Here is a 21,276-nt window from a genome sequence, read left to right on the forward strand (position 1 = left end):
GGAGGAGAAAATTCGCGCAATAATGTCACCTTTTATTTTGAGGTGCAAGAAGGAATCAGTATGCACTTCACCACCCAAAGCTAAGCGTAAAAAAGCGCTGGCGTGTCATAATCATGCAATACCTATGATTAAGTAACAGGAGTTTTCCGTGGTTATCGGGCCATTTATCAACGCGAGTGCCGTATTGCTGGGCGGCGTACTCGGTGCAGTGTTAAGTCAGCGATTACCGGAGCGTATTCGCGTCTCTATGCCCTCCATTTTTGGCCTGGCCTCCCTCGGGATTGGCATTCTGCTGGTGATCAAATGCGCCAACCTGCCGGTTATGGTGTTGGCCACTCTGCTCGGGGCGCTGATTGGTGAGTTTTGTTATCTGGAAAAGGGGATTAATAACGCGGTCAGCAAAGCGAAAAACCTGATAGCCCGTCCGGGCAAAGCCAAACACGGCACCCATGAGACGTTTATTCAAAACTACGTTGCCATCATTATTCTCTTTTGCGCCAGCGGCACCGGGATTTTCGGTTCGATGCAGGAAGGGATGACCGGTGACCCCAGCATTTTAATCGCGAAGGCGTTTCTCGATTTCTTCACCGCTACGATTTTTGCCACCACGCTCGGTATCGCGGTGGCCGCGATTTGTGTGCCAATGCTGCTGATTCAGCTGGCGCTTGCCACCTGCGCCACCCTGATCCTTCCGCTGACCACGCCCGCGATGATGGCGGATTTTACCGCCGTTGGCGGTCTACTCCTGCTGGCAACAGGGCTGCGCATCTGCGGGATCAAGATGTTCGCGGTGGTGAATATGCTGCCCGCCCTGCTGCTCGCCATGCCGCTTTCCGCGCTGTGGACCCACTTTTTCGCTTAAGATTGCGACGAACTGGTGAGAGATTGTGCATCCTGTAACGAAAACAACATTTTTCGTTGACGGCGGAGAGTGAATCGGGTTTAATGCGCCCCGTTGCCCGGATAGCTCAGTCGGTAGAGCAGGGGATTGAAAATCCCCGTGTCCTTGGTTCGATTCCGAGTCCGGGCACCACTATTTAAAGAACCCGCCAAAAAGGCGGGTTTTTGCTTTTGAGCCAGTCTAACAGCTCAATGCTTCCTTCTTTATGTTCTTAGCCAACGCGGTGCTTTTAACGTTTCGGCACAGGATCATGGCGCTTCCCTAAAACGCTCGCAGTTATCCGCGAGTTCCGTGAAGTCGGTTTCGTGATTGAAGGGAACGGTAAATAAAGGGCGAATCGAGGTTGGGATAGTAGCCATAGCGCTCTTTATTCAATACTAAAGAGTTCTGTATATCTGCTAAATACTCGCCATCAAATCCCCCAACGTCACCATCAATATCATCGGATCCATTGGCGATGGCTCAAACCCCACCCGCAGATAAAATTCCCGCGCTTCATCCGACAGCGCATGAACCAGCATTCCGCGAATGCCGATGGTCTCCGCCACCTGGATCACCCGCAGCCCAGCGTCGCGTACCAGTGCCCGACCAACGCCCTGTCCATGCAGAGACTGATCTACCGCCAGGCGTCCCAGCACAACAACCGGGATGGGATCGGGCATATTGCGACGAAAGCGACCGGGTGCGGTATTCGTCATGACCGCACTGGATGCCAGCGAGTAATAAGCCAGAACGTTAGAATCGTTGCCACAACAGACAAAGGTACGGGATGCACCACTGACCTGATTTTTCATCGCCCGCTGCTTCAGCCAGTTATCCATCGAATCCACACCACAGCAAAATGGAGTAAGAATATGACCGGCGTGAAGGGGTTCTGGGGCAGAGATCATTTTTCCCGCTCCCACGGCGCAGGGGTCTGCATAGTTTTACGCAGTGTGGCATTAGGTGCTGGAGCCTGATCCAGACGAGCCAGAAATTCCTGATAAGCCTCTGGATCGGCCATAATGATGCGTTGTTCGATCAGTGCCTCTTCCGCAGCAGCGCGGGCTGCTTCCAGCACAAAGTCAGTGCGGTTTTTCCCTCTCGCTTTCGCCGCCCGATCGATAAGATCTCGCTCGGCAGGCCTGATACGCAGGTTCAGGGTTTCGCGTTTCATCGCCATAGTGTTTGCAGCTGGCATGGTGTTGTCCTCCTGTGTTTCATTGGGTATTAAGCATACAACACGCGTAACGCAGATGTCATTACAACGATTCTAAAGGAATCGAACCGAAAGGATTTCTATTATTAATATTCACCTTTATGTTTTATAAAATGAAATAAGACTCACTCTCTGGGACTTCACAATAAATAACAAAAGAATTTTCGAAATAAATCAAATCGTTAAGTAATTTGGAACCCGCAAAAAATCAATACTTCTACACTCCCTTCTATCCACGACTCCCCGACCACTGTGTCAGCAACGCATGCAGTTTAGCCGGCTCCAGAGGCTTACGTAGCACCATGTACCCTTCCTGCTCCGCCTCCAGCAGAACCGGCGAATTAAATTCGCCGCTGACCATCGCGCCACTCATGTCCGGCAGACGTTCAAATAGCGCTTTCAGGATGTCGAAGCCGCTTTCGCCGGATCGCAGACGCTGGTCGCACAGCACGGCGAACGGCGTGAAGCCATCGTCGATGATAGCGAACGCTTCTTCAGCGGAGGCCGCACAGCGCACGTTGATTCCCCAGATGCTCATCAGGCTCTCCCAGGCAGACGTCACCAGCGGGTCGTCATCAACCACCAGACAGGAACCGTGCAGCGGCGCATAGCGTACCGGCGTGGCGATGTTGTCATAGGCGGGTGGCATCTCCGGCGCGATCTCTTCGCCAGCATATTGGGTAAAGCACATCCAGAAGCGTGAACCTTTACCTTCAAAGGATTGCATCCCGTACTTCACCTTCATCAGCTTGGCACAGCGGGCAACGACGGCCAGACCCAGCCCGTGTCCTGCACTGTCGATCTTCCAGGCCAGTTCGGGGCGATAGTAAGGTGAGAAGATTTTACCTTTCTCGTCATCGGCAATACCGACACCAGTGTCCCACACCTCCACCATACACCTGTCACCACGTGGTCGGATGGCGACCAGCACGCCGCCCTGTAGCGTGTAGCGGAGGGCATTTTGAATAAGGTTAATGAGCGATTGTCGCACCAGCAGCGGATCGCCCATCACGTAGATGCGGCGTTTAGGCCGCCAGGTGCGCAGCCTGAGTGCACGGCTGTTGGCCTCTTCGCGAAACAGCGTGATCACCGAGTCGAGCAGCGCGCCGATGTCCACTCTGGCAGGGGCAGTAAGCACATTCCCGGATTCAATCTTGCTGAGGTCAAGGAGGGAATTGAACATCAAATGCACCGAGCGGACGCTCTGCTGCAAATCAAGAAGCTGGGGCGTGAGGCTGTCGTCCCGGTTTCGGTGGATAATCGCTTCGATCAGAAACCCCATGGCGTGTACCGGTTGGCGCAGGTCGTGGCTGGCGGTCGTCAGGAACTGATTTTTATCCAGCAGCGCCTGCTCAGCTTCCTCTTTGGCCTGGCGAAACTGTTCTGCCAGGCGTGAGCTTTTTTCCTCAAGCAGCGCCTGCTGAATAAAGAACGCGTGCGATGTTAATGCATGGCGGTAAATGGCGAAGCCGTACAGCAGGTTCAACATCAGCACAATGAACATCAGATCGTCCAGCCGCCAGATAATGCCAAGATTCAGTACACCCCAGGAGGCGAAGAAAAAGCATGTAAAGGTGCTGATGACCGGCGTCAGATGCGTCGCATTGGCGGCAACGATGGCGGCAATACTGATATTGAGGAGCAGGAAAAAGTCAAAGTTCTGCGTCTGCGGCGTAATTAAATAGAGAGATGAAATCCCCAGCCCGTGAATAAAAGCGATCTTATTTATACGCGGCAGCCAGCGGCGCAGGACGTCTGCTTCATCATGCTCTTTCGCTTCGCGCTGGTAGCATCGGTGCAATATTCGGATCGCCACGGCACATAGCAGGTAAATAATTATCCAGGTAATGGTTGGGCCGAGTTCATCGCCCAGCAAATTAATCCAGATGGCGAAAGGAATACCGACGAAAGGGACAGCGCTGAAACTGAACACCAGCCGCAAAAAGGTATTATTTAGCAAACGGATCTGCGCGGGAGGAGAGATGCCAGCGTTCTGTAAGCTCTGTAAAAATCTCATTCCGACGGTTCCCGTTTGCCATGCAGAAGCGTGATGGCTTCGACCCGACTGTTAACGCCTATCTTTTTCAATATATTGCTGATGTGCTCTTTGACTGTAGGCTCAGAAATAGAAAGTTGCGCGGCAATTCTTTTATTTGGCAGGCCACGCATAATCATATTTAACACGTCTATTTGTCGCGGCGTTAAGTTAAATTTACTTAACTTCTCATTATTCGACTCAACGGAAAATTCGTTTCCCTCAGGAAACCAGGTGAGATTATCAGTGAGGGCAAAAACGGCCCGTGAAAACATTTCAGGTGGCTCGCTTTTCAATACGAAACCGTGCCCCCCGGCGGCGTGAACTTTCTGCCAGATATCGTTATTGTCATCCCCACTAACCACCAGGAGCCTTACCTGTGGGTAAAGTTGTTTTACTTCTTTGAGTAATTTCAACGCGGTACCGGACGAGAGCCAAAAATCGATTACCAGCAAACGTGGCGGGCCATTATCCCTAATTTGACGGTAGCAATCATCCTCATTCGTCACCACACTCGCCTGCTTAAATCGGCAATGTGTAATCAGAAAATTGGCGATACCGCTTGCTACCAATGGATGGTCATCAACGACCAACGCATAATTCTGCCCCAAAGGATCCTCCTTTTACCTTCGCATATTAGAGAGTACGGATGAATTATTATCTACCCACCCTACTTTAGGAGGGTTTTTTCGATTAGGAAAGGGAAATATATTATTCGCAGATTTGAGTAATAGAAAACATAAATACAATCAGCGAAATTAACTGATTGGATATAAAGGATAATTTATGAAAAAACCACTACTCTTTTTAACCGTTACGTTGATGCTAGCCGGTTGTTCCACGCTAAAAACCGATCAGGCCATTCCACTTCTGCAGGCGGAAACCGCTAAAATGCTGGGGCTGGGCTCATCGGATGAAATAACCGTAACCAATGTTAATGGCGCCCAACCGGATGCACTGGGAGGGCAAAAGCTGTCTTATCGCGCTACGACGGAAAAAGGGCGTATTTTCGATTGCTCATCTATGATGATGCCAGGGATTTTAGGATCCGCCCCGACGCTGAGCGCGCCAACCTGTACACCTGTGGTCACCCATAAATAATTAACTTCACATCATAAGGCGTACACATATTACGCCTTTTACTTTTTCTGTCGTATCGCATTTTTCATATAAAACCGATTTTCCAGACATCACGCTAATGAGTACGGAGATACCCTGTGAATAACTCTACATCGCATTCTTTAGCGGTAAAGACGCCGCTTTCCAGGCTTTACCTCGCTCTATTTTCCGCGCCGCTGTTACTGCTTTCACCTGCCGATTTCGCGCGTGCAGCCGATGCCATTTTTGATGGCGACTCACGTATTACCGAAACGCTGGGTTACACCGGAGACGTTTACGTTGGACGCAATCAACGCGGAAACCTGCTGATCGATAATGGCAAAATCACCGCCTATAACATCAATATCGGTCGGCTGTTCGACGGCCAAATTTATGAAAGCGTGGTCACAGTCCGTGGGCCAAACGCTGAGCTTAACGCGGTGAACGATCAGTACGTCCTGCGCGGCGACCTGAATCTCGGCCTCGGCACCCTTCGAGTCGAAGAGGGCGCGCTGGCGAGCGCGAAAGAGATCGTTGTCGGCACCACCCGCGGCTACGACAGCCACCTTATCGCCACGGGCGCCGGATCTCGCGTAACCAGTAATTTTCTCAGCGTAGGCACCGATCTGGGCGCACGCTCCACGCTGGCGATTGAGGACGGCGCCGCGCTCAATACCACCTACGATGCGCGCATCGGCAATGGTACCGGGCCGGATGAAACCGACACACTGAGCCCGAAAGCCACCGTCACGGGGAGCGGCTCACAGTGGAATGTTGGCCGTACGCTGACGCTTAATGGCGACCTGGACGTGCTGAACGGCGGAGCGGTTAACGTTGGCGGCGTGCAGGTGGCGGGCGTCTCCGGGGCCGGAAAAACCGCCGAGCTGGTTATTGCAGGCAAAGACTCGCGCTTTACCAGCGACAGCAGCGTTAGCGTGGGCGATTATGGCAATGGCGTGCTGTCGGTTATTGACGGCGGTTCATTTTCCGCAGGCAGCAATGCGCTGATTGTAGGGACATCGGGCTCCGGTTCGAACCGGGGGGCGCTCATCATCGGCAGCCGCGGCAACATGGACACCGGCACGGGTATAACTGAGCCAACGCTTGGTACGGCAGGCGGCGCGGGTACCCTCGATGCGAAGACGGCAATCAGCCTGCGTGGCGGGCTATTCGGCAGTTATGTCTATTTCAACCATACCGACGAAAATTACATCTTCAGCAACAAGATGAGCGGCGAAGGTGAGGTGATAAATACCTCCGGGCAGACAACGCTGAACGGCGATCTTTCAGCGCTTCAGGCGAACGTGACCGCGCGCGGTGGCAAAGTCATTATTGCCAGCAACATCAACACCCAGCCAGAAGACGATATTTTTGAGATTCAGACCCTTAGCGCCGAGAACGGCGGTACGCTGATCCTCAACGCAACGGCGGGATCCGACGTTAACAACGGACAAGGTTACAGTAGCGCCGCGTCAATCAAGGCCGGTGGCACGCTGGGGGGGAACGGCACGTTGGGCCAGACTGAGATCCTGTCCGGCGGGCATATCTCACCAGGGGATGGCGATATCGGCACGCTGACGCTGAAACGTTATCTGAATTTTATCGGCGAATCCTTCTATGACGTTGATATCGCGGGAGATGGCCGCAGTGACCAACTGCTGGTATCGGGCAAAACCACCATCAGCAATCAGGCTAAGGTACAGGTCACCGCGCTGGATCCGCAAACCAGCTACAAAACGGGCCAAAGCTATCGCATTTTAACCTCGAACGGGGGTATTGACGGCCAGTTCGCCGGAGCGATTTCCAAATCCGCCTTCCTGGACGTGGCGCTTAAGCAGAGCACCGACGCCGTCGATCTGACCATCGCGCAGAAAGAGACCGGCGGCGAGAATCCTGGAGGTGAAAACCCGGGCGGTGAAAACCCGGGGGGTGAGAATCCAGGAGGAGAAAACCCCGGCGGTGAAAACCCGGGTGGTGAGAACCCCGGCAGCGGCGAGCCAGGGATTTTCCAGACCGTGGCAAAGAGCAGCAACCAGTGGAATACCGCCGGCGCGCTCTCCACGCTCACGCAAAGCGGCCCGTCGCTGGCGCTGTATAACTCGCTACTGGTGCTGAGCGCACCGGAAGCGCGCGAGGCGTTTAACCAGCTGTCCGGAGAAGTTTATCCGTCAATGCAATCCAACCTGATAGCCGGCAGCACGCAGGTGTTTAACGTGTTAAACCAACGTATGCAGCGCGCGTTTGATAACGACAGCCTGCCGATACCACCGTTAGCGATGTCGCTGGTGCAGCAGCCGGAGCCGCAAAACAATGGCGTCTGGGGCCAGACCTTCAGCTCCTGGAGCCGAAGCAGCGGCGACGGTAACGTGGGCAAGCTGGACGGCAACACCACCGGTTTCCTGCTGGGGGCAGATCGTAAGCTGGCGGATCATAACGTACGTGTCGGTGGTTACTTCGGCTACAGCCGCGGTGATTACGACGTCGACAGCCGTCGTTCCTCAACAGATACCGACAACTATCACCTCGGCCTGTATGCAGCGGGTCAACAGGATGCGTTCTCCCTTCGCGGCGCACTGGGTTACACCTGGCACAAGATCGAAGGCGAGCGCAATGTTGATTTCAGCGGCTTCTCGGATCGGCTGAAGTCTGATTACGACGCCAACTCGCTGCTGGCGTTCACCGAAGCGGGCTACCGTTTCGGCCAGCCAGAGATGAATGTCGAGCCCTTTGTTAACCTCTCCTGGATTCGACTGCATACCGACAGTTTCAGGGAAGACGGCGGTGCCGCCGCGCTGAGCGTTCACAATGAAACCATGAACACCTTCTATTCCACGCTCGGGGTGCGTGGTGTGACCGGATTGCCGAAGAACGTTAACCTCTACGGTTCGTTGGGCTGGCAGCACGCCTATGGCGATAAGAATACCTCTTCGCGCATGGCATTTGCGGGCAGCGACGCCTTCATTACCCAGGGTCAGGCCGTGGATGAGGACGTGATGGTGGGTGATATCGGCGTGAGCGTACAACTGTCGCGTGCAGCGACGCTGGATGTGGGCTATCAGGGGCAATATGGTGCCGATACCCGCGTCAACTCGGTTAACGCTAATCTGCGCTGGTCGTTCTGATTGATATCAACGCTAAAGTGCCGGGTTGCGCTACGTCGACCCGGCCTTCGTGGCGGTTTTTTCTTTTGGTTTATGACCCAATCAGGGATCGTTCCCATCTCCATCCAGCAGTTTGTTTTTAAAGATAAACAAACACGCCTCGTTAAAATTCTCCGCCCCCAGTCGTTCAGAGAGCGCCGTTCGCGTCCGGTAGAGGCTTTTAATCGAGGTGTTCAGTTCGTCCGCCACCTCTTCCATCGACATGCCCGCCCTGAGCAACCGCAGCATAATCGCTTCATGGGTACTCAACCGTAAGTTAAGCAGCCATTTGGTCGTCAGGCGCCTGCCTTTCATATTCAGCACCAGATTAAACAACGACGCCATGTCAGCCACCGGAAGCGCAGTATTCATAAACATCCTCATGCTGAGCTGATTCTCCTCCCGGTGCCGCATATCGAGCATGACGCAGCCGATTGTTTTTCTCGTTCTGGCCGGATGGCGTATCAGATAATCATACAGACGGAGCGGTGAACGGCTGTCAATCAGCACAGAATATTCATCTGCACTGTTATCAAATATCTTTCTGTCAATCGAGTCCAGCAGGATAATATCCGGAAAAAATATCCTCATTCCTCTGACGAGGTAGCGATCCTGTGTCACTAACACTATTGAAGTTGCCACTAACCATCCCTTTTAGATTAAAGCAAGAACGACCCTTCAGAAAGAAGACGCCTTCGTTTTATAGCGCTTTTACATGAACGATAAATGTATTCTGGCTTTGATCATCCCTCGACACGCACATTGATTTGTAAGACTTCCCATAGACTATCACTCAATGTCTGCTATTAATTATAAGTAAAAAACAATCGCAGAAAAGTCACCTCTCAAGATATTAAGAATTTTTGTCACGAAACTTCCCAAACATGCACCAGAAAGTACTTTAATTTATGCACCAAAGCCGCATTAAAAATATAAACAAAAACGTCACAATAAAAATAAATACATTATATATCAACGCATTACAAATATAGACTCCGTTAAAAATAATCATAAAAATCACCCAGATACAGAATTATCTCAAAACAACAACCCGGCTTTTCAACATATTTATCCGTCAACATATCAGGTGTACATTACCTTTCACCGGTCCATAACGATAAGGATCCATAATTACCTTTAAGTAAGTACCTCATAACGTAACTGCATTCACATTTTACGCTCTCATTTATGGCCTTTAACGCTACGTATAAAGGCGGCCGTGTTGCGCAATGGATTTATGATAAACAAATGGCAAATAGATATGGAAAGATCACTTCGCTTCAATACTTTATTCTTTTACCGCGTTCCAAAATTATTGTGTCTGCTATTACTGTTTCCCATTCTGGTTCAGGCTGCCGAATCCGTATATGAACAACAGATTCAGCAGGCGCGTAATGGTAATTACACTTCGTTTCTCCATTACCTGCAGCGTTATCAACAACAGCATGCTCTGACGCCAGAACAAGTGGCAGACTGGCTGCAGGTTGCCTCCTGGGCGGGACGCGATGATGAGGTTATTGAGGTGTGGTTGCGTTATCACGTTTATATGCCCCTGCCCGCCCGGGGAGTGGCCGCAGCCGCGCAATCCAGGAGAAATCAAAAGCAGTGGCAACCTGCGCTCGCGCTCTCGAAGCAGGCCTGTAGCCTTGCACCGGAGAACGACGACTACCGTATCGGGTATATCAAAACCCTGGCCGATGCCCGCATGGATCGGCTGGCCCTGCAGGAAGCGCAAAAACGGGTAACAGCCCACCCCAGCCAGATAAACCTTGAGACGCTCGCCTATGTGTACTTACGCCAGGGGAAAAGCTGGGATCGTCTATTAGCGGACACCCGCGCCCTGAAGAGCGCCCCCGAGAATCACGTACTGCTCAGGGCGCTCGTCGACGCCCTGAACGATAACCGGGTAAGTACGCCTGCCCTGCGGCTGTCACAGGGGATTTCTCTGCCGCCCGCACAACGGCGCCAGCTTGAACTTAACGCCGCCGCCGAACAGGTACGCCTTGCCGATGCGCCTGGGCGGACGGAAAAAGAGCGCCTGCGTCTCGCGCAAGCCGCACTGAATCGCTATGACGCCCTGCTTGCCCGCTGGCAACACGAACCGCAGGCGGCAGAAGATATCATTCGCGCCCGCGTCGACCGCCTTGGCGCGCTGTATGCGCATGGTGATTACCCGCAGGCGATCGCTGAATATCGCGCGCTGACGTCAGCTCACCATCCGGTGCCGGGCTGGGCAATCGGCTGGGTGATCTCTGCGTATCTGCAGGAGCAAAACGCCGATGCAGCCCTGGCACTCCTGCAAAAGTATCCTGACTATGCGCGTAACCCGCAGGATGAAGAACATCAGCTTTTCTATGCATATCTGGACACCGGTCAGTATCAGGCCGCCCGTCACTATCTTGCGCAGATGACCCGCAACGTTCCCTGGGCTCGCTACGATTTCGGCTCGCCAACCGCCCAGCCCAACGATCAATGGCTTATCGGCCAGTCGCTCACGTTTCAGTATTTGCTGGCAACCCATGCCCTGCCGCAAGCAGAAGCCGTGGCGCACCGTCTGGCTGCCACGGCACCCGGCAACCAGGGGCTACAGATTGATTATGCCGCCCTGCTTCAGGCTCGTGGCCTGCCACGGGCGGCAGAGCAAAAGCTCAAAATGGCGGAGGTACTGGAGCCGTCAAATACAGAGCTGGAGCAGCAGCAGGCTTACGTCGCGATGGATCTGCAGGAGTGGCGACAAATGGAACTTCTGACCGACGACGTGCTCGCCCGTGCGCCACGTGACCGCAGCGTCCAGCGCCTGGACAGGCTCAGAAATGTGCATCATATGTCTGAACTGCGTCTGAACGCAGGCAAGGGATTGCACTCCGACAACCCGGTCAGCGGGACACACGATCTGAACTGGGACGCCACGATCTATGGCCCACCAGTCGCTGATAACTGGCGACTGTTTGGCGGCACCCGCTTTGCCGAGGGCAATTTTGACGAAGGCAAAGGCACCAGCCGCCATCTGGTCGGCGGCGTCGAATGGCGATCACGGGATATCTGGCTTGAAGCGGAGCTCTCCGGCAACCGTTATCACGGCACCCACACGCCTGGCGCTCGCCTCTCCGGTCAGTACAGCCTGAACGATCGCTGGCAATCTGGCGGCAGCCTTGAACGGCTGTCACGCACCACGCCGTTGCGGGCGTTACGCAATGGGATCCGTGCAGACCGCGCAGAAGGCTGGGTGCGCTGGTATCAGAACGAGCGTCGTGAGTACCAGCTCAGCGCCGCCATCAGCCATTTTTCCGACCATAACCGCCGACAGGAGTACACCCTCACCGGCAAGGAGCGGCTCTGGCAAACGCCGACCCTGACGCTGGATCTTGAACCGGGCATCTCCGCCAGCGCGAATAGCCAGCGGGATACGCTCTATTACAACCCCGAGCGGGATCTGTCCGCGACGGCTGCGTTGTCCGTCGATCATCAGCTGTACCGCTATTACGACACCCTCTGGAGCCAGCAACTGGTCGCCGGAGCCGGAGGATACTGGCAGAAAAATCAGTCTGCTGGCGCCATCACCCTGCTCGGCTACGGGCAACGCGTTCAATGGAACAACGTCGTGGATACCGGCGTGATGTTGAACTGGGATAAGCGCCCTTACGACGGCAAACGAGAAAGCAATCTCGCCGTCACTTTCGATGCGACTTTACGGTTTTAAGGATGAATATGTTGACCATTCGTTTTCCTGTGGGCCTGCTCATCATCGGCTGGTTATGCCTCAGCGCGAGCGTCTGCGCCCAGGCCATTTCGTTTATTTCGCCCAACGAGAGACCTCAGCCGGAAGCCAGTAAACCCTGGCCGAAGAATCACTTTTTCGTGCTGGCCTATCACGATGTGGAAGATGACGCCGCCGATCAGCGCTATCTCTCCGTGCGGACCAGCGCCTTAAACGAGCAGATAAGCTGGCTTGTGCATAACGGGTATAACGCCATCAGCGTGCAGGATATTCTGGATGCCCACGACGGTAAAAAAACGCTGCCGCCAAAGGCCTTTCTGCTCAGTTTTGATGACGGCTACAGCAGTTTTTATACCCGCGTCTGGCCGTTGATCCAGGCCTGGAATGTGCCGGCGCTGTGGGCCCCTGTTGGCAGTTGGGTGGATACGCCAGCACATCAAAACGTGAATTTTGGCGGTTTGATGACACCCCGGGACCGTTTCGCGACGTGGGACATGGTGCGCGAGTTAAGCCAGTCCCCGCTGATTGAGATCGGCTCGCATACCTGGGCTTCGCATTACGGTATACCGGCCAATCCACAGGGAAGCCGCGAACCGGCTATTGCCAGCCGCTTTTACGATAACGCGACAGGGCGTTACGAAACTGACCAGCAGTTCAGCCAGCGCATCGGCGATGACGTGCGGAAAGTCACCGAAAAAATCGCCCAGGTGACGGGCAAAGCGCCGCGTGCCTGGGTGTGGCCCTACGGTGCTGCCAACGGCACGTCGCTCGCCATTGCCAGACAGCAGGGTTATCAGTTGGCCTTTACCCTTGAGGACGGGCTGGCAGATGTGCGTCACCTGGACAACATCCCGCGCCTGTTAATCTCCGGGAATCCCTCGCTTAAAGCCTTTGCCAGCAGCATCGCGCAGATTCAGGAGACCGACCCTGTGCGCGTGATGCATGTCGATCTGGATTACGTTTATGACCCCGATCCGGCTCAGCAGACCAAAAACATCAATACGCTGATCCAGCGGGTCTACGACATGAAAATCAGCCATGTTTTCCTGCAGGCATTTTCCGATCCCCTCGGCAACGGCACGATTAACGCGCTCTACTTCCCCAACCGTCGGCTGCCCGTGCGTGCCGATCTCTTTAACTTTGTCGCCTGGCAACTGCAAACCCGCGCGGGCGTAAAAGTCTACGCGTGGATGCCGGTTCTCTCGTTCGATCTCTCCCCTGCACTGCCGCGCGTGCAGCGTCGGGATCGGCAAACGGGCCAGGTACGCGCCGCCACCGAGCCCTATACCCGGCTTTCGCCGTGGGATCCGCAGGTTCGACAGCAGGTGACCGAAATCTATGAAGATCTGGCCCGCTATGCCAGCTTCAATGGGATCTTGTTCCATGACGATGCGGTGCTGACGGATCAGGATGATGCCGGGCAGCAGACAACGCGCCAGAAAAGCCAGACGCTAATCGGGTTTACCCACGCCCTGAGCCTGGCGGTGAAGCATATCCGCGGTCCGCAGATAAAAACCGCGCGCAATATGTTCGCCCTGCCGATCCTCGACCCGGCGAGCGAGGCGTGGTTTGCACAGAATCTTGATGACTTCCTGGCGGAGTATGACTGGACGGTGCCGATGGCCATGCCGCTGATGGAGTCCGTCCCGGCAGACGAGAGCAACGCCTGGCTAACGCGCCTGGTTAAGACCATTGCCACTCGCCCCGGCGCGCTGAATAAAACCATTTTTGAGCTGCAGGCCCGTGACTGGGCGCAGACACCGCAACGCGCCGTACCCGATAGTCGCCTGGCGGAGTGGATGCGCTTGCTCCAGCTTAACGGCAGCAAACATTACGGTTACTACCCCGACGATTTCATCCATAACCAACCTGATCTTTCCCGTATCAGGCCTGAATTCTCTTCGTACTGGTATCCTGACAATGACTGATCGCCTTATCGCCTTCTCAATTTTATGCCTGGTATTTGGGTTGCCATTAGGCGTGGCCGCCCTCTTTACCGGCGAACTGATTCTGGATTTTGTCTTCTTCTGGCCCCTGTTCATGTCCGTATTCTGGATCACCGGGGGGCTCTATTTCTGGTTTCAGCTTGAACGACACTGGTCATGGAACAGAAAAACACCCGCCCCGACGTTAGAGGGCGATCCGTTAATTTCGATCCTCATTCCCTGTTTCAATGAGGAACGTAACGCCCGGGAGACGATCGGTGCCGCGCTGGCCCAGCGTTACCCGAATATCGAGGTCATCGCCATCAACGATGGTTCTTCCGATAACACCGCGCTGGTGCTGCAACAGCTGGCGCAGGAGCAGCCGCGTCTGCGCGTCATTCATCTGGCGGAGAATCAGGGGAAAGCCGTGGCGCTGAAAGCGGGCGCAGCGGCGGCCCGGGGAGACCTTCTGGTCTGTATTGATGGCGATGCCCTGCTCGATCGCGATACCGCCGCTTATCTGGTTGCCCCGCTGATCCACTACCCCCACGTGGGCGCCGTGACCGGGAACCCGCGTATTCGCACGCGCTCCACGTTGATTGGCCGCATTCAGGTGGGCGAATTCTCCTCCATCATAGGGCTCATCAAACGCACGCAGCGGATCTATGGCCGGGTCTTTACCGTCTCTGGCGTCATCGCGGCCTTTCGCCGTCAGGCGCTGGCGGACGTGGGATACTGGAGCCCGGATATGATCACCGAAGATATCGACATCAGCTGGAAGCTTCAGCTTCGCCACTGGGATATTTTTTTCGAGCCGCGCGCGCTGTGCTGGATCCTGATGCCGGAGACGCTAAAAGGGCTGTGGAAACAGCGCCTGCGCTGGGCTCAGGGCGGCGCGGAGGTGTTTCTGGTCAATCTTCGCAAGATCGTGCGCTGGGAGCATCATCGCATGTGGCCGCTGTTTTTAGAGTACGCCCTGTCAACGCTGTGGGCGTTTGCGTATGCGGTGACGGTGCTGTTATTTATCATCAGCTCCCTCACGCCGCTTCCTGCCAACCTGACCGTCACGAGCCTGTTCCCGCCGGAATTCACCGGGCTCCTGCTGGGGGTGATGTGCCTGCTGCAGTTCCTCGTCAGTTTGTATATCGAGCGACGCTATGAACGTAACGTGGCGAGTTCGCTTTTCTGGATCATCTGGTTTCCGATGGTGTACTGGATGATCGGCCTGTTCACCACCCTCGTCGCCTTCCCAAAGGTCATGCTTAAACGCCAGCGCTCACGCGCGCGCTGGATCAGTCCGGACAGAGGTAAAGGGAGCATTCAATGAACGAAAACACGTTAATCCTGACTGAATATCGGCTGGTGCCCCGGCTGTTTGATGCAGCGTTAACCCTGCTGGCCTGGGGAGGATTTCTCTTTTTCCTCTATGCCAACCTGTGGATGCAGATAACCAACGAGAGCGACTACCGCTGGGGCGTGATTATTGCCTCCTTTAAGACGGTGCTGATCTATTTACTGATCGCCGCGCTAAACGGCTGGCTGCTGATCCTGTGGTATCAATATAATCGCCGCCGCGCGCATGCAAGACGACATCGCCGCCCTGCAACGCTGATGCACGACGAGCTGGCCCGCAGCTTTAACGTGACACCGCAAATCATCTCAGAGATGAGCCAGTACAATTTGCTGACGGTCTATCATGACCAGATCGGTCGCATCATTGATTTGAAAATCAGTCAGCAGGACGAGGAATAAACCTCAGGCATCCGCAGGTTGTCCCTGCGGATGCTGTTTCTGCACGATCACTTATCCTTCACCACAATCAGCGGTTCAATATCGCTCTCTTTTTTCACCACCAGCGTTTCATCCCCACGCAGGCAGGTTCCGCCGTAATTCCCGCCCACGGTAAAGGTACAGACCTGAATATATTTGCCGTCCACCTTCGGCAAACACCACAGCTGCTGGTAGATATTCTTGCGATCGACAAACTTGCCGCTGGATTTATCCAGCAGTTCATCCTGGGCGCTGATCAGATCGATATTACTGCCGCAACGGCCAGCAATGGGTTTGACGGCATAACCGGTCTGCTTCAGCAGCGCGTTAACCTCAAAATCGGTATCGAGCAGGTAGCGGTGGTTCGGGAATAGCTGCCACAGCACCGGCAGGATCGCCTTATTGCCAGGGATCACCGTCCACAGCGGTTCAAACACCAGCACTTCCGGGCGCAGCAGGACGTCAATCAGCCGCACCTCGCCTGCCGGGTGGCCGGTGCGGATCGGCACGGCAGCGTATTCGGTTTCGCTGACCTCCCGGATCTGCTCGATTGCCGTTTCCCACGCCCAGGTTTTCCACACGCAGTTGACGTGGCGACCTTCATCGTCGATTAACTGCCCGGCAGCATCCCAGCTCAGCGCGCCCAGACCGTGCAGAATTTTGGTCTCAAACCCGGCCTGCAGCAGCGAGCGCTGAATGAAGAGCGCGTGATAATCCTCTTCGACATCATTGTCCTGCATGATGTGCACGAACGGACGCGCATGGCTGTGTTTCCACGCGCCGGTCAACTCCTCCAGCAGACCTTCTGCCGGGTTGTGCCCATTGCCGCGATAACCGTTTTTGACCCACTCTTCCAGAATTAACCCGCCCTCGGTATGGCAGGAGGCAGAATCGGCGTTGTACTCGTAAACCTTAATGCCGCGTTCATCCATACAGAAATCCATACGACCAGTGATCATATGGTGGCGACGCCACTGCCAGGAGAGACGCAGGCGCGGCCAGAGGATTTTGGGGATATCGAAAAGCGCCAGTAAGTTGTCATCTTTCAGCACTTTGTCGGTGGCGTGCAGATACATCAGATGCAGTTCATTGGTCGCTTTAATCAGCTCCTGTTCGGCGCTTTCGGTAATCGTGAAATAGTGGCAGGGATCGTTATTAATAACGTGGCCGTTGGCACGGATGTAGGCCTGCTGCAGGGCGTCATTTTCGTTGAGCCATTTTCCGTCGTATTGACGTTTATTCTTCAACCGCGCACCGCTGATTTTCAGCAGTTCGCCGTCAGGTTCGGGCTGGGGAATACTGTGCTCCGTGTCGTCCGTCTGGATCATCCAGCCAAGGATTTCGGTATCGCTGAAGGTGTCATGAAGCGTGTAACAGCCGTTCTCAACGGTCATGCGCAGCTCACGGGTCCACTGCTGTCCGAGCGGAAGTGGGGAGTGAATAACATTCTGCTCGGCAATGCGGACCTTACCATCTAAAAGCTGGGTGATTACTGCGACATGGCCGGTTTCATGGAACTCGCCGCCCTTTTGCCAGATGAGCAGCGCCCCGGCCTGCGGCGCGCGTTTCGAGCCGTTGGCAAAAGCCTGTAACGGCAGAATATTATCGTTTACCACCTGGCGCAAAAAACGCAGGGAGAAGATCTCCCACGCCATCCCGACGTCGGTAAACACGAAGCCATAGTTGAGGAACAGGAAACGGCGGGCGAACTCCACACACTGCCACTTGTGGCCCATGTATTCGTTGCCAATATAGCTGCGGAAATCCGCGTCTTGCGGGTACTTACGCGGGTCCAGACTGCCGTAATTTGAAGAGTAAATCGCCACGCCACCGGGCGCATAGCCTAACAACGTCCCGAATGGCGCATCACTGCTTAACTTTCCTTTACGCATGTATCCAACCTAAAACAGGCAGGCGGCAATTTTTGGAAGGGTTGTCGTCGTCTGCACGTTGTAATTAACCTGACAGAGGTAGGGTTATCATACACCTCCCCTGGCCTTTGCGCTCAGTTCGTTAAACGGTCTATTCATCTCCTGCTACACTGCCTCAACACATCACAAAAAAGGCAGGCCAACATGTCAGACGAAAATACCTATCAGCCACCCAAAGTGTGGGAATGGAAAAAGAACGGCGGCGGGGCATTCGCCAACATCAACCGTCCTGTTTCTGGTGCCACGCATGAGAAAGATCTGCCCGTCGGTTCGCACCCGCTGCAGCTTTACTCCCTGGGCACGCCGAACGGCCAGAAAGTGACGATCATGCTCGAAGAGCTGCTGGCGCTGGGCGTAACGGGCGCGGAGTACGACGCGTGGCTGATCCGCATCGGTGAAGGCGATCAGTTCTCCAGTGGCTTTGTTGAGGTGAACCCGAACTCGAAAATACCGGCGCTTCGTGACCACTCCACCACCCCGCCAACGCGCGTATTTGAATCCGGCAACATTCTGCTCTATCTGGCAGAGAAGTTCGGGCATTTCCTGCCCAAAGATCCGGCTGGCCGCACGGAAACCCTGAACTGGCTGTTCTGGCTGCAGGGCGCGGCCCCGTTCCTCGGTGGCGGTTTCGGCCATTTCTACAACTATGCGCCGGTGAAGATCGAGTACGCGATTGACCGCTTCACGATGGAAGCCAAGCGCCTGTTCGACGTACTGGATAAACAGCTCGCCCGCGGCCGTTACGTGGCGGGTGAAGAATACACCATCGCCGATATGGCGGTCTGGCCGTGGTTTGGCTGCGTGGCGCTGGGCAGCGTCTACAACGCCGCCGAGTTCCTGGACGCAGAAAAGTACACCAACGTCCAGCGCTGGGCAAAAGACGTAGCGAACCGCCCTGCCGTGAAGCGCGGACGGATTGTGAACCGCACCAACGGTGAGCTTAACGAGCAACTCCACGAACGCCACGCGGCGAGCGACTTCGAGACCAAAACCGAAGATAAGCGTCAGGCGTGATGCACTGCCGGGCGGGTAACCGCCCGGCCAGGCAAATCCTTGTCCAGGGCATGATTAGCTTAAGGGTTGGGCCGGTATTACTGGCACTATGCGGACGTTTTTCTCCAGCCAGACGGCGAGAAGCGACGTTTCAACCGACAGCAGTCACAAAGGATTTGTTATGAAATCAATCAATACAGCGCTGGTGATCAGCATCCTTCTTTTTTCTACCTCAGGTATGGCGATGGATAAAACCGCCGCCGGTGCGGTAGCAGGCGCGGCGATTGGGGCGGCCACAGGTAAAGATCTGAAATCCACCGTAGGCGGCGCGGTCGTAGGTGCAGGCACGGGTGCGATGTTCAAAAACGGTGACAAAGGTAAAGCCGCGCGTAAAGGCGGTGCCGTAGGCGCTGTTGTTGGTGCAGGTGCCGCTGCCGTAACGGGCAACAGCGTACTGAAAGGTGCCGCTGTGGGTGCGGGTTCAGGCGCGCTGATTGGTGAAGCGACGCACTGATAACCGCCGTGGTTCTGCTTTTCGAGCCGGTAGGTTGAGTTTAATGACACCCCCCCGCTATCAACAACTGAACCGCTTGTTTTGCCGGGTGGCGCTACGCTGACCCGGTCTACAATCGACAACAATATCAATAAATTGGCACTGTTCGTTGTAGGCCCGTGCAAGCGTAGCGCCGCCGGGCGAGGGGCACATCTCGCACGATATCAGCAGCCTCAACCCAGCGCTTACGCTGGGTTTCTTGTTTTCTCTGGTCAGGCAACCAACCGCAACATTATGCCGTGAGGCGGAACTTCTGCACCGAACGCTGAAGCTCTTCGGTCTGCCGCTCAAGTGCCGCTGCCGCGGCGGAGACCTGCTCCACCAGCGAGGCGTTTTGCTGGGTCACACCGTCCATCTGCGTAATGGCAACCCCGACCTGGGAAATGCCTTTGCTTTGCTCCTCAGAGGCTGACGCAATCTGCTTCATGATGGTGGTCACTTCCGTTACATCGCGCAGAATCGCTTCCATGGTGGTCCCCGTGTCGTTCACCAGTTGAGCCCCCTGCTCGACGCGAGCGACGGAATCGGCAATCAGCCCTTCAATCTCTTTCGCCGCGTTGGCGCTGCGGCTGGCCAGATTACGCACCTCACCTGCCACCACGGCAAAGCCACGGCCTTGCTCACCCGCTCGCGCCGCTTCCACTGCTGCGTTGAGCGCCAGGATATTGGTCTGGAAGGCGATACTGTTAATCACGGTGGTGATTTCAGCAATTTTCTTCGAGCTGTCGGAAATACCGCTCATGGTGGTCACCACCTCCTCCACCAGCGAGCCACCGCGGCTGGCCGTGGTCGATGCCACATCCGCCAGCTGGCTTGCCTGACGTGCGCTTTCGGCGTTCAGCTTCACGGTGGCAGTGAGTTGCTCCATGCTGGCTGCTGTCTCTTCCAGCGCGGCAGCCTGCTCTTCGGTACGGGAGGAGAGATCGTTGTTACCGCTGGAGATCTCGGTCGCCCCGCGCCAGATATTTTCACTGCCCGCACGGATCGTGCTGACCGCCTCGCGCAGGCTGTCCTGCATGGCACTCAGCAACGGCACCAGCTGTCCCACACAGTTACGACCAAACGGTTCAATGGGCTGGCTGAGATCGCCCTGCGCAATCTGGCGGAACTGCTGACGAATTCGGTCCAGCGGTTTCACCAGCATCGCCACCAGGTAACGGTCGCTAAAGAGCAGGATCAGCAGACCAATCACGGTGGCGGCAATAATCACCGTGCGGGTCATGCTGGTCAGGCCATCCACCACTACGCGGGTACTGTCGAGGGCCTTCGCAGCGGCGTTATTGAACTCCTCAGCGGCCGCACCAAACGCACGGCTCAACTGTGGCGTGACGTTATTAGCCTGCTGGCGATAACCATCCAGCGCGCCCAGCTTCGCCTGCTGCATTTGCGGCGTAACGCCCTGCTCGAGCAGCGCCTGCCAGGTGCCGATCACCCGGGAGGAGACCTGTTCATCCATCGGACCCGGAGAGATCGCTTTCATCTCGGCCAGTTTTTTGCCCATGTTATCCAGCGCCTGCTGGGCGGAGGCCAGATCCGGTGTACCGCCGGCGGCTTTGACTTCCATCGCGCGGCTCAGTCGGGTGACAAAGCGGAAATACTGATCGTTGCCCTCGCTGAGTATGGTCATCTGTTTCACCAGCTGGCGATCGACTTCATTGCCATCCGAAACGCGAGAGAGGGACCAGGTGCTGTAGAGTCCAACGCCTGCCCACATTAAACAAAAGATCCCCAGGATCGTCAGCATGACGAAACGGATCGTGAAATTACGGAGCATGTTCATAAGTATTCCTTGCCGTGAGGGTGAGTTCGCCCAGAGGCGAGTACTACTCTCGTTATCGGCAGGAAACGAGGAAATTATAACCTTTTGTAACTATTTTTCGTTAGCGTGGCTTCACAGGTACCACAGCACCGATTAACGCTTAGAGGCCTTTCCCGCCGCGACATCGCTTCACGAGCAGATTTATGGTTTGATAATCAAAGAATGAAAACGCTGTTTCGAAAATTCATCGATAAG

16 protein-coding genes and 1 tRNA gene are annotated in these 21,276 nt (G+C 55.2%); 10 read left to right on the forward strand and 7 right to left on the reverse strand.

Annotated features, from left to right (window positions below):
• The first annotated feature begins 148 nt into the window (after positions 1-148).
• Positions 149-862, forward strand: coding sequence for a DUF554 domain-containing protein (locus ACQG22_RS19655; protein WP_013098689.1), 714 nt, complete (start codon positions 149-151; stop codon positions 860-862).
• A gap of 95 nt (positions 863-957) precedes the next feature.
• Positions 958-1,033: transfer RNA gene (locus tag ACQG22_RS19660), tRNA-Phe, on the forward strand.
• Positions 1,034-1,299: 266 nt separating this feature from the next.
• On the opposite strand, the gene ACQG22_RS19665 is transcribed toward ACQG22_RS19660, so the two are convergent.
• From ACQG22_RS19665 to ACQG22_RS19680, 4 genes are all read right to left on the reverse strand, one after another.
• Positions 1,300-1,791, reverse strand: coding sequence for a GNAT family N-acetyltransferase (locus ACQG22_RS19665; RefSeq protein ID WP_029882967.1), 492 nt, complete (start codon positions 1,789-1,791; stop codon positions 1,300-1,302).
• Positions 1,788-2,081, reverse strand: a complete 294-nt coding sequence (locus tag ACQG22_RS19670; protein ID WP_029882966.1) for a DUF1778 domain-containing protein — start codon at positions 2,079-2,081, stop codon at positions 1,788-1,790. Before ACQG22_RS19670 ends, ACQG22_RS19665 begins: the two co-directional genes overlap by 4 nt.
• Before the next feature lie 247 nt (positions 2,082-2,328).
• On the reverse strand, positions 2,329-4,116 hold the full coding sequence (locus tag ACQG22_RS19675) for a hybrid sensor histidine kinase/response regulator (RefSeq protein WP_161657702.1): 1,788 nt from the start codon (positions 4,114-4,116) through the stop codon (positions 2,329-2,331).
• Positions 4,113-4,745: a response regulator transcription factor gene (locus ACQG22_RS19680; RefSeq protein WP_013098693.1), complete on the reverse strand. Its 633-nt coding sequence runs from the start codon at positions 4,743-4,745 to the stop codon at positions 4,113-4,115. The genes ACQG22_RS19675 and ACQG22_RS19680 overlap by 4 nt, the downstream gene beginning before the upstream one ends.
• Positions 4,746-4,920: 175 nt before the next feature.
• Here ACQG22_RS19680 and ACQG22_RS19685 point away from each other — a divergent pair, with 175 nt between their 5' ends.
• Both ACQG22_RS19685 and ACQG22_RS19690 read left to right on the forward strand, forming a co-directional pair.
• Positions 4,921-5,235, forward strand: a complete 315-nt coding sequence (locus ACQG22_RS19685) for a lipoprotein (protein ID WP_013098694.1) — start codon at positions 4,921-4,923, stop codon at positions 5,233-5,235.
• A gap of 116 nt (positions 5,236-5,351) precedes the next feature.
• Positions 5,352-8,354 carry an autotransporter outer membrane beta-barrel domain-containing protein gene (locus ACQG22_RS19690; protein WP_369706543.1) on the forward strand — a complete coding sequence of 1,001 codons (3,003 nt, stop codon included), beginning with the start codon at positions 5,352-5,354 and terminating at the stop codon, positions 8,352-8,354.
• Positions 8,355-8,435: 81 nt separating this feature from the next.
• Here ACQG22_RS19690 and ACQG22_RS19695 read toward each other — a convergent pair whose 3' ends face one another.
• Complete coding sequence (locus tag ACQG22_RS19695) at positions 8,436-8,963, reverse strand: LuxR C-terminal-related transcriptional regulator (RefSeq protein ID WP_013098695.1); 528 nt, start codon at positions 8,961-8,963, stop codon at positions 8,436-8,438.
• Between the two features lie 670 nt (positions 8,964-9,633).
• Between ACQG22_RS19695 and pgaA the strand changes: the two genes are divergently transcribed.
• Genes pgaA through pgaD form a run of 4 tightly spaced genes read left to right on the forward strand, consistent with a single transcriptional unit; the run spans position 9,634 to position 15,767 of the window.
• The gene (pgaA, locus tag ACQG22_RS19700) at positions 9,634-12,072 is read left to right on the forward strand and encodes a poly-beta-1,6 N-acetyl-D-glucosamine export porin PgaA (RefSeq protein ID WP_369706542.1); all 2,439 of its coding nucleotides are present in this window, start codon (positions 9,634-9,636) and stop codon (positions 12,070-12,072) included.
• Positions 12,073-12,080: 8 nt separating this feature from the next.
• Entirely contained in the window at positions 12,081-14,018 is a 1,938-nt protein-coding gene (pgaB, locus tag ACQG22_RS19705; RefSeq protein WP_369706541.1) for a poly-beta-1,6-N-acetyl-D-glucosamine N-deacetylase PgaB, read from the forward strand.
• The gene (pgaC, locus tag ACQG22_RS19710; RefSeq protein ID WP_369706540.1) at positions 14,011-15,342 is read left to right on the forward strand and encodes a poly-beta-1,6-N-acetyl-D-glucosamine synthase; all 1,332 of its coding nucleotides are present in this window, start codon (positions 14,011-14,013) and stop codon (positions 15,340-15,342) included. The genes pgaB and pgaC overlap by 8 nt, the downstream gene beginning before the upstream one ends.
• The gene (gene pgaD, locus ACQG22_RS19715) at positions 15,339-15,767 is read left to right on the forward strand and encodes a poly-beta-1,6-N-acetyl-D-glucosamine biosynthesis protein PgaD (protein ID WP_369706539.1); all 429 of its coding nucleotides are present in this window, start codon (positions 15,339-15,341) and stop codon (positions 15,765-15,767) included. The genes pgaC and pgaD overlap by 4 nt, the downstream gene beginning before the upstream one ends.
• Positions 15,768-15,814: 47 nt before the next feature.
• On the opposite strand, the gene gss is transcribed toward pgaD, so the two are convergent.
• Positions 15,815-17,677 (reverse strand): bifunctional glutathionylspermidine amidase/synthase, encoded by a 1,863-nt coding sequence (gene gss, locus ACQG22_RS19720; protein ID WP_150057349.1) that lies wholly within the window; start codon positions 17,675-17,677, stop codon positions 15,815-15,817.
• 183 nt (positions 17,678-17,860) lie between these two features.
• Here gss and yghU point away from each other — a divergent pair, with 183 nt between their 5' ends.
• Positions 17,861-18,730, forward strand: a complete 870-nt coding sequence (gene yghU, locus ACQG22_RS19725) for a glutathione-dependent disulfide-bond oxidoreductase (RefSeq protein WP_013098701.1) — start codon at positions 17,861-17,863, stop codon at positions 18,728-18,730.
• Positions 18,731-18,890: 160 nt separating this feature from the next.
• Positions 18,891-19,223, forward strand: coding sequence for a glycine zipper domain-containing protein (locus ACQG22_RS19730; protein ID WP_013098702.1), 333 nt, complete (start codon positions 18,891-18,893; stop codon positions 19,221-19,223).
• Positions 19,224-19,494: 271 nt separating this feature from the next.
• On the opposite strand, the gene ACQG22_RS19735 is transcribed toward ACQG22_RS19730, so the two are convergent.
• Positions 19,495-21,042, reverse strand: a complete 1,548-nt coding sequence (locus ACQG22_RS19735) for a methyl-accepting chemotaxis protein (RefSeq protein ID WP_250020810.1) — start codon at positions 21,040-21,042, stop codon at positions 19,495-19,497.
• Positions 21,043-21,276: the final 234 nt, after the last annotated feature.

Origin of the sequence: Enterobacter cloacae complex sp. 309I3 (assembly GCF_050031595.1) — a bacterium.
Taxonomy (GTDB): domain Bacteria; phylum Pseudomonadota; class Gammaproteobacteria; order Enterobacterales; family Enterobacteriaceae; genus Enterobacter; species Enterobacter cloacae.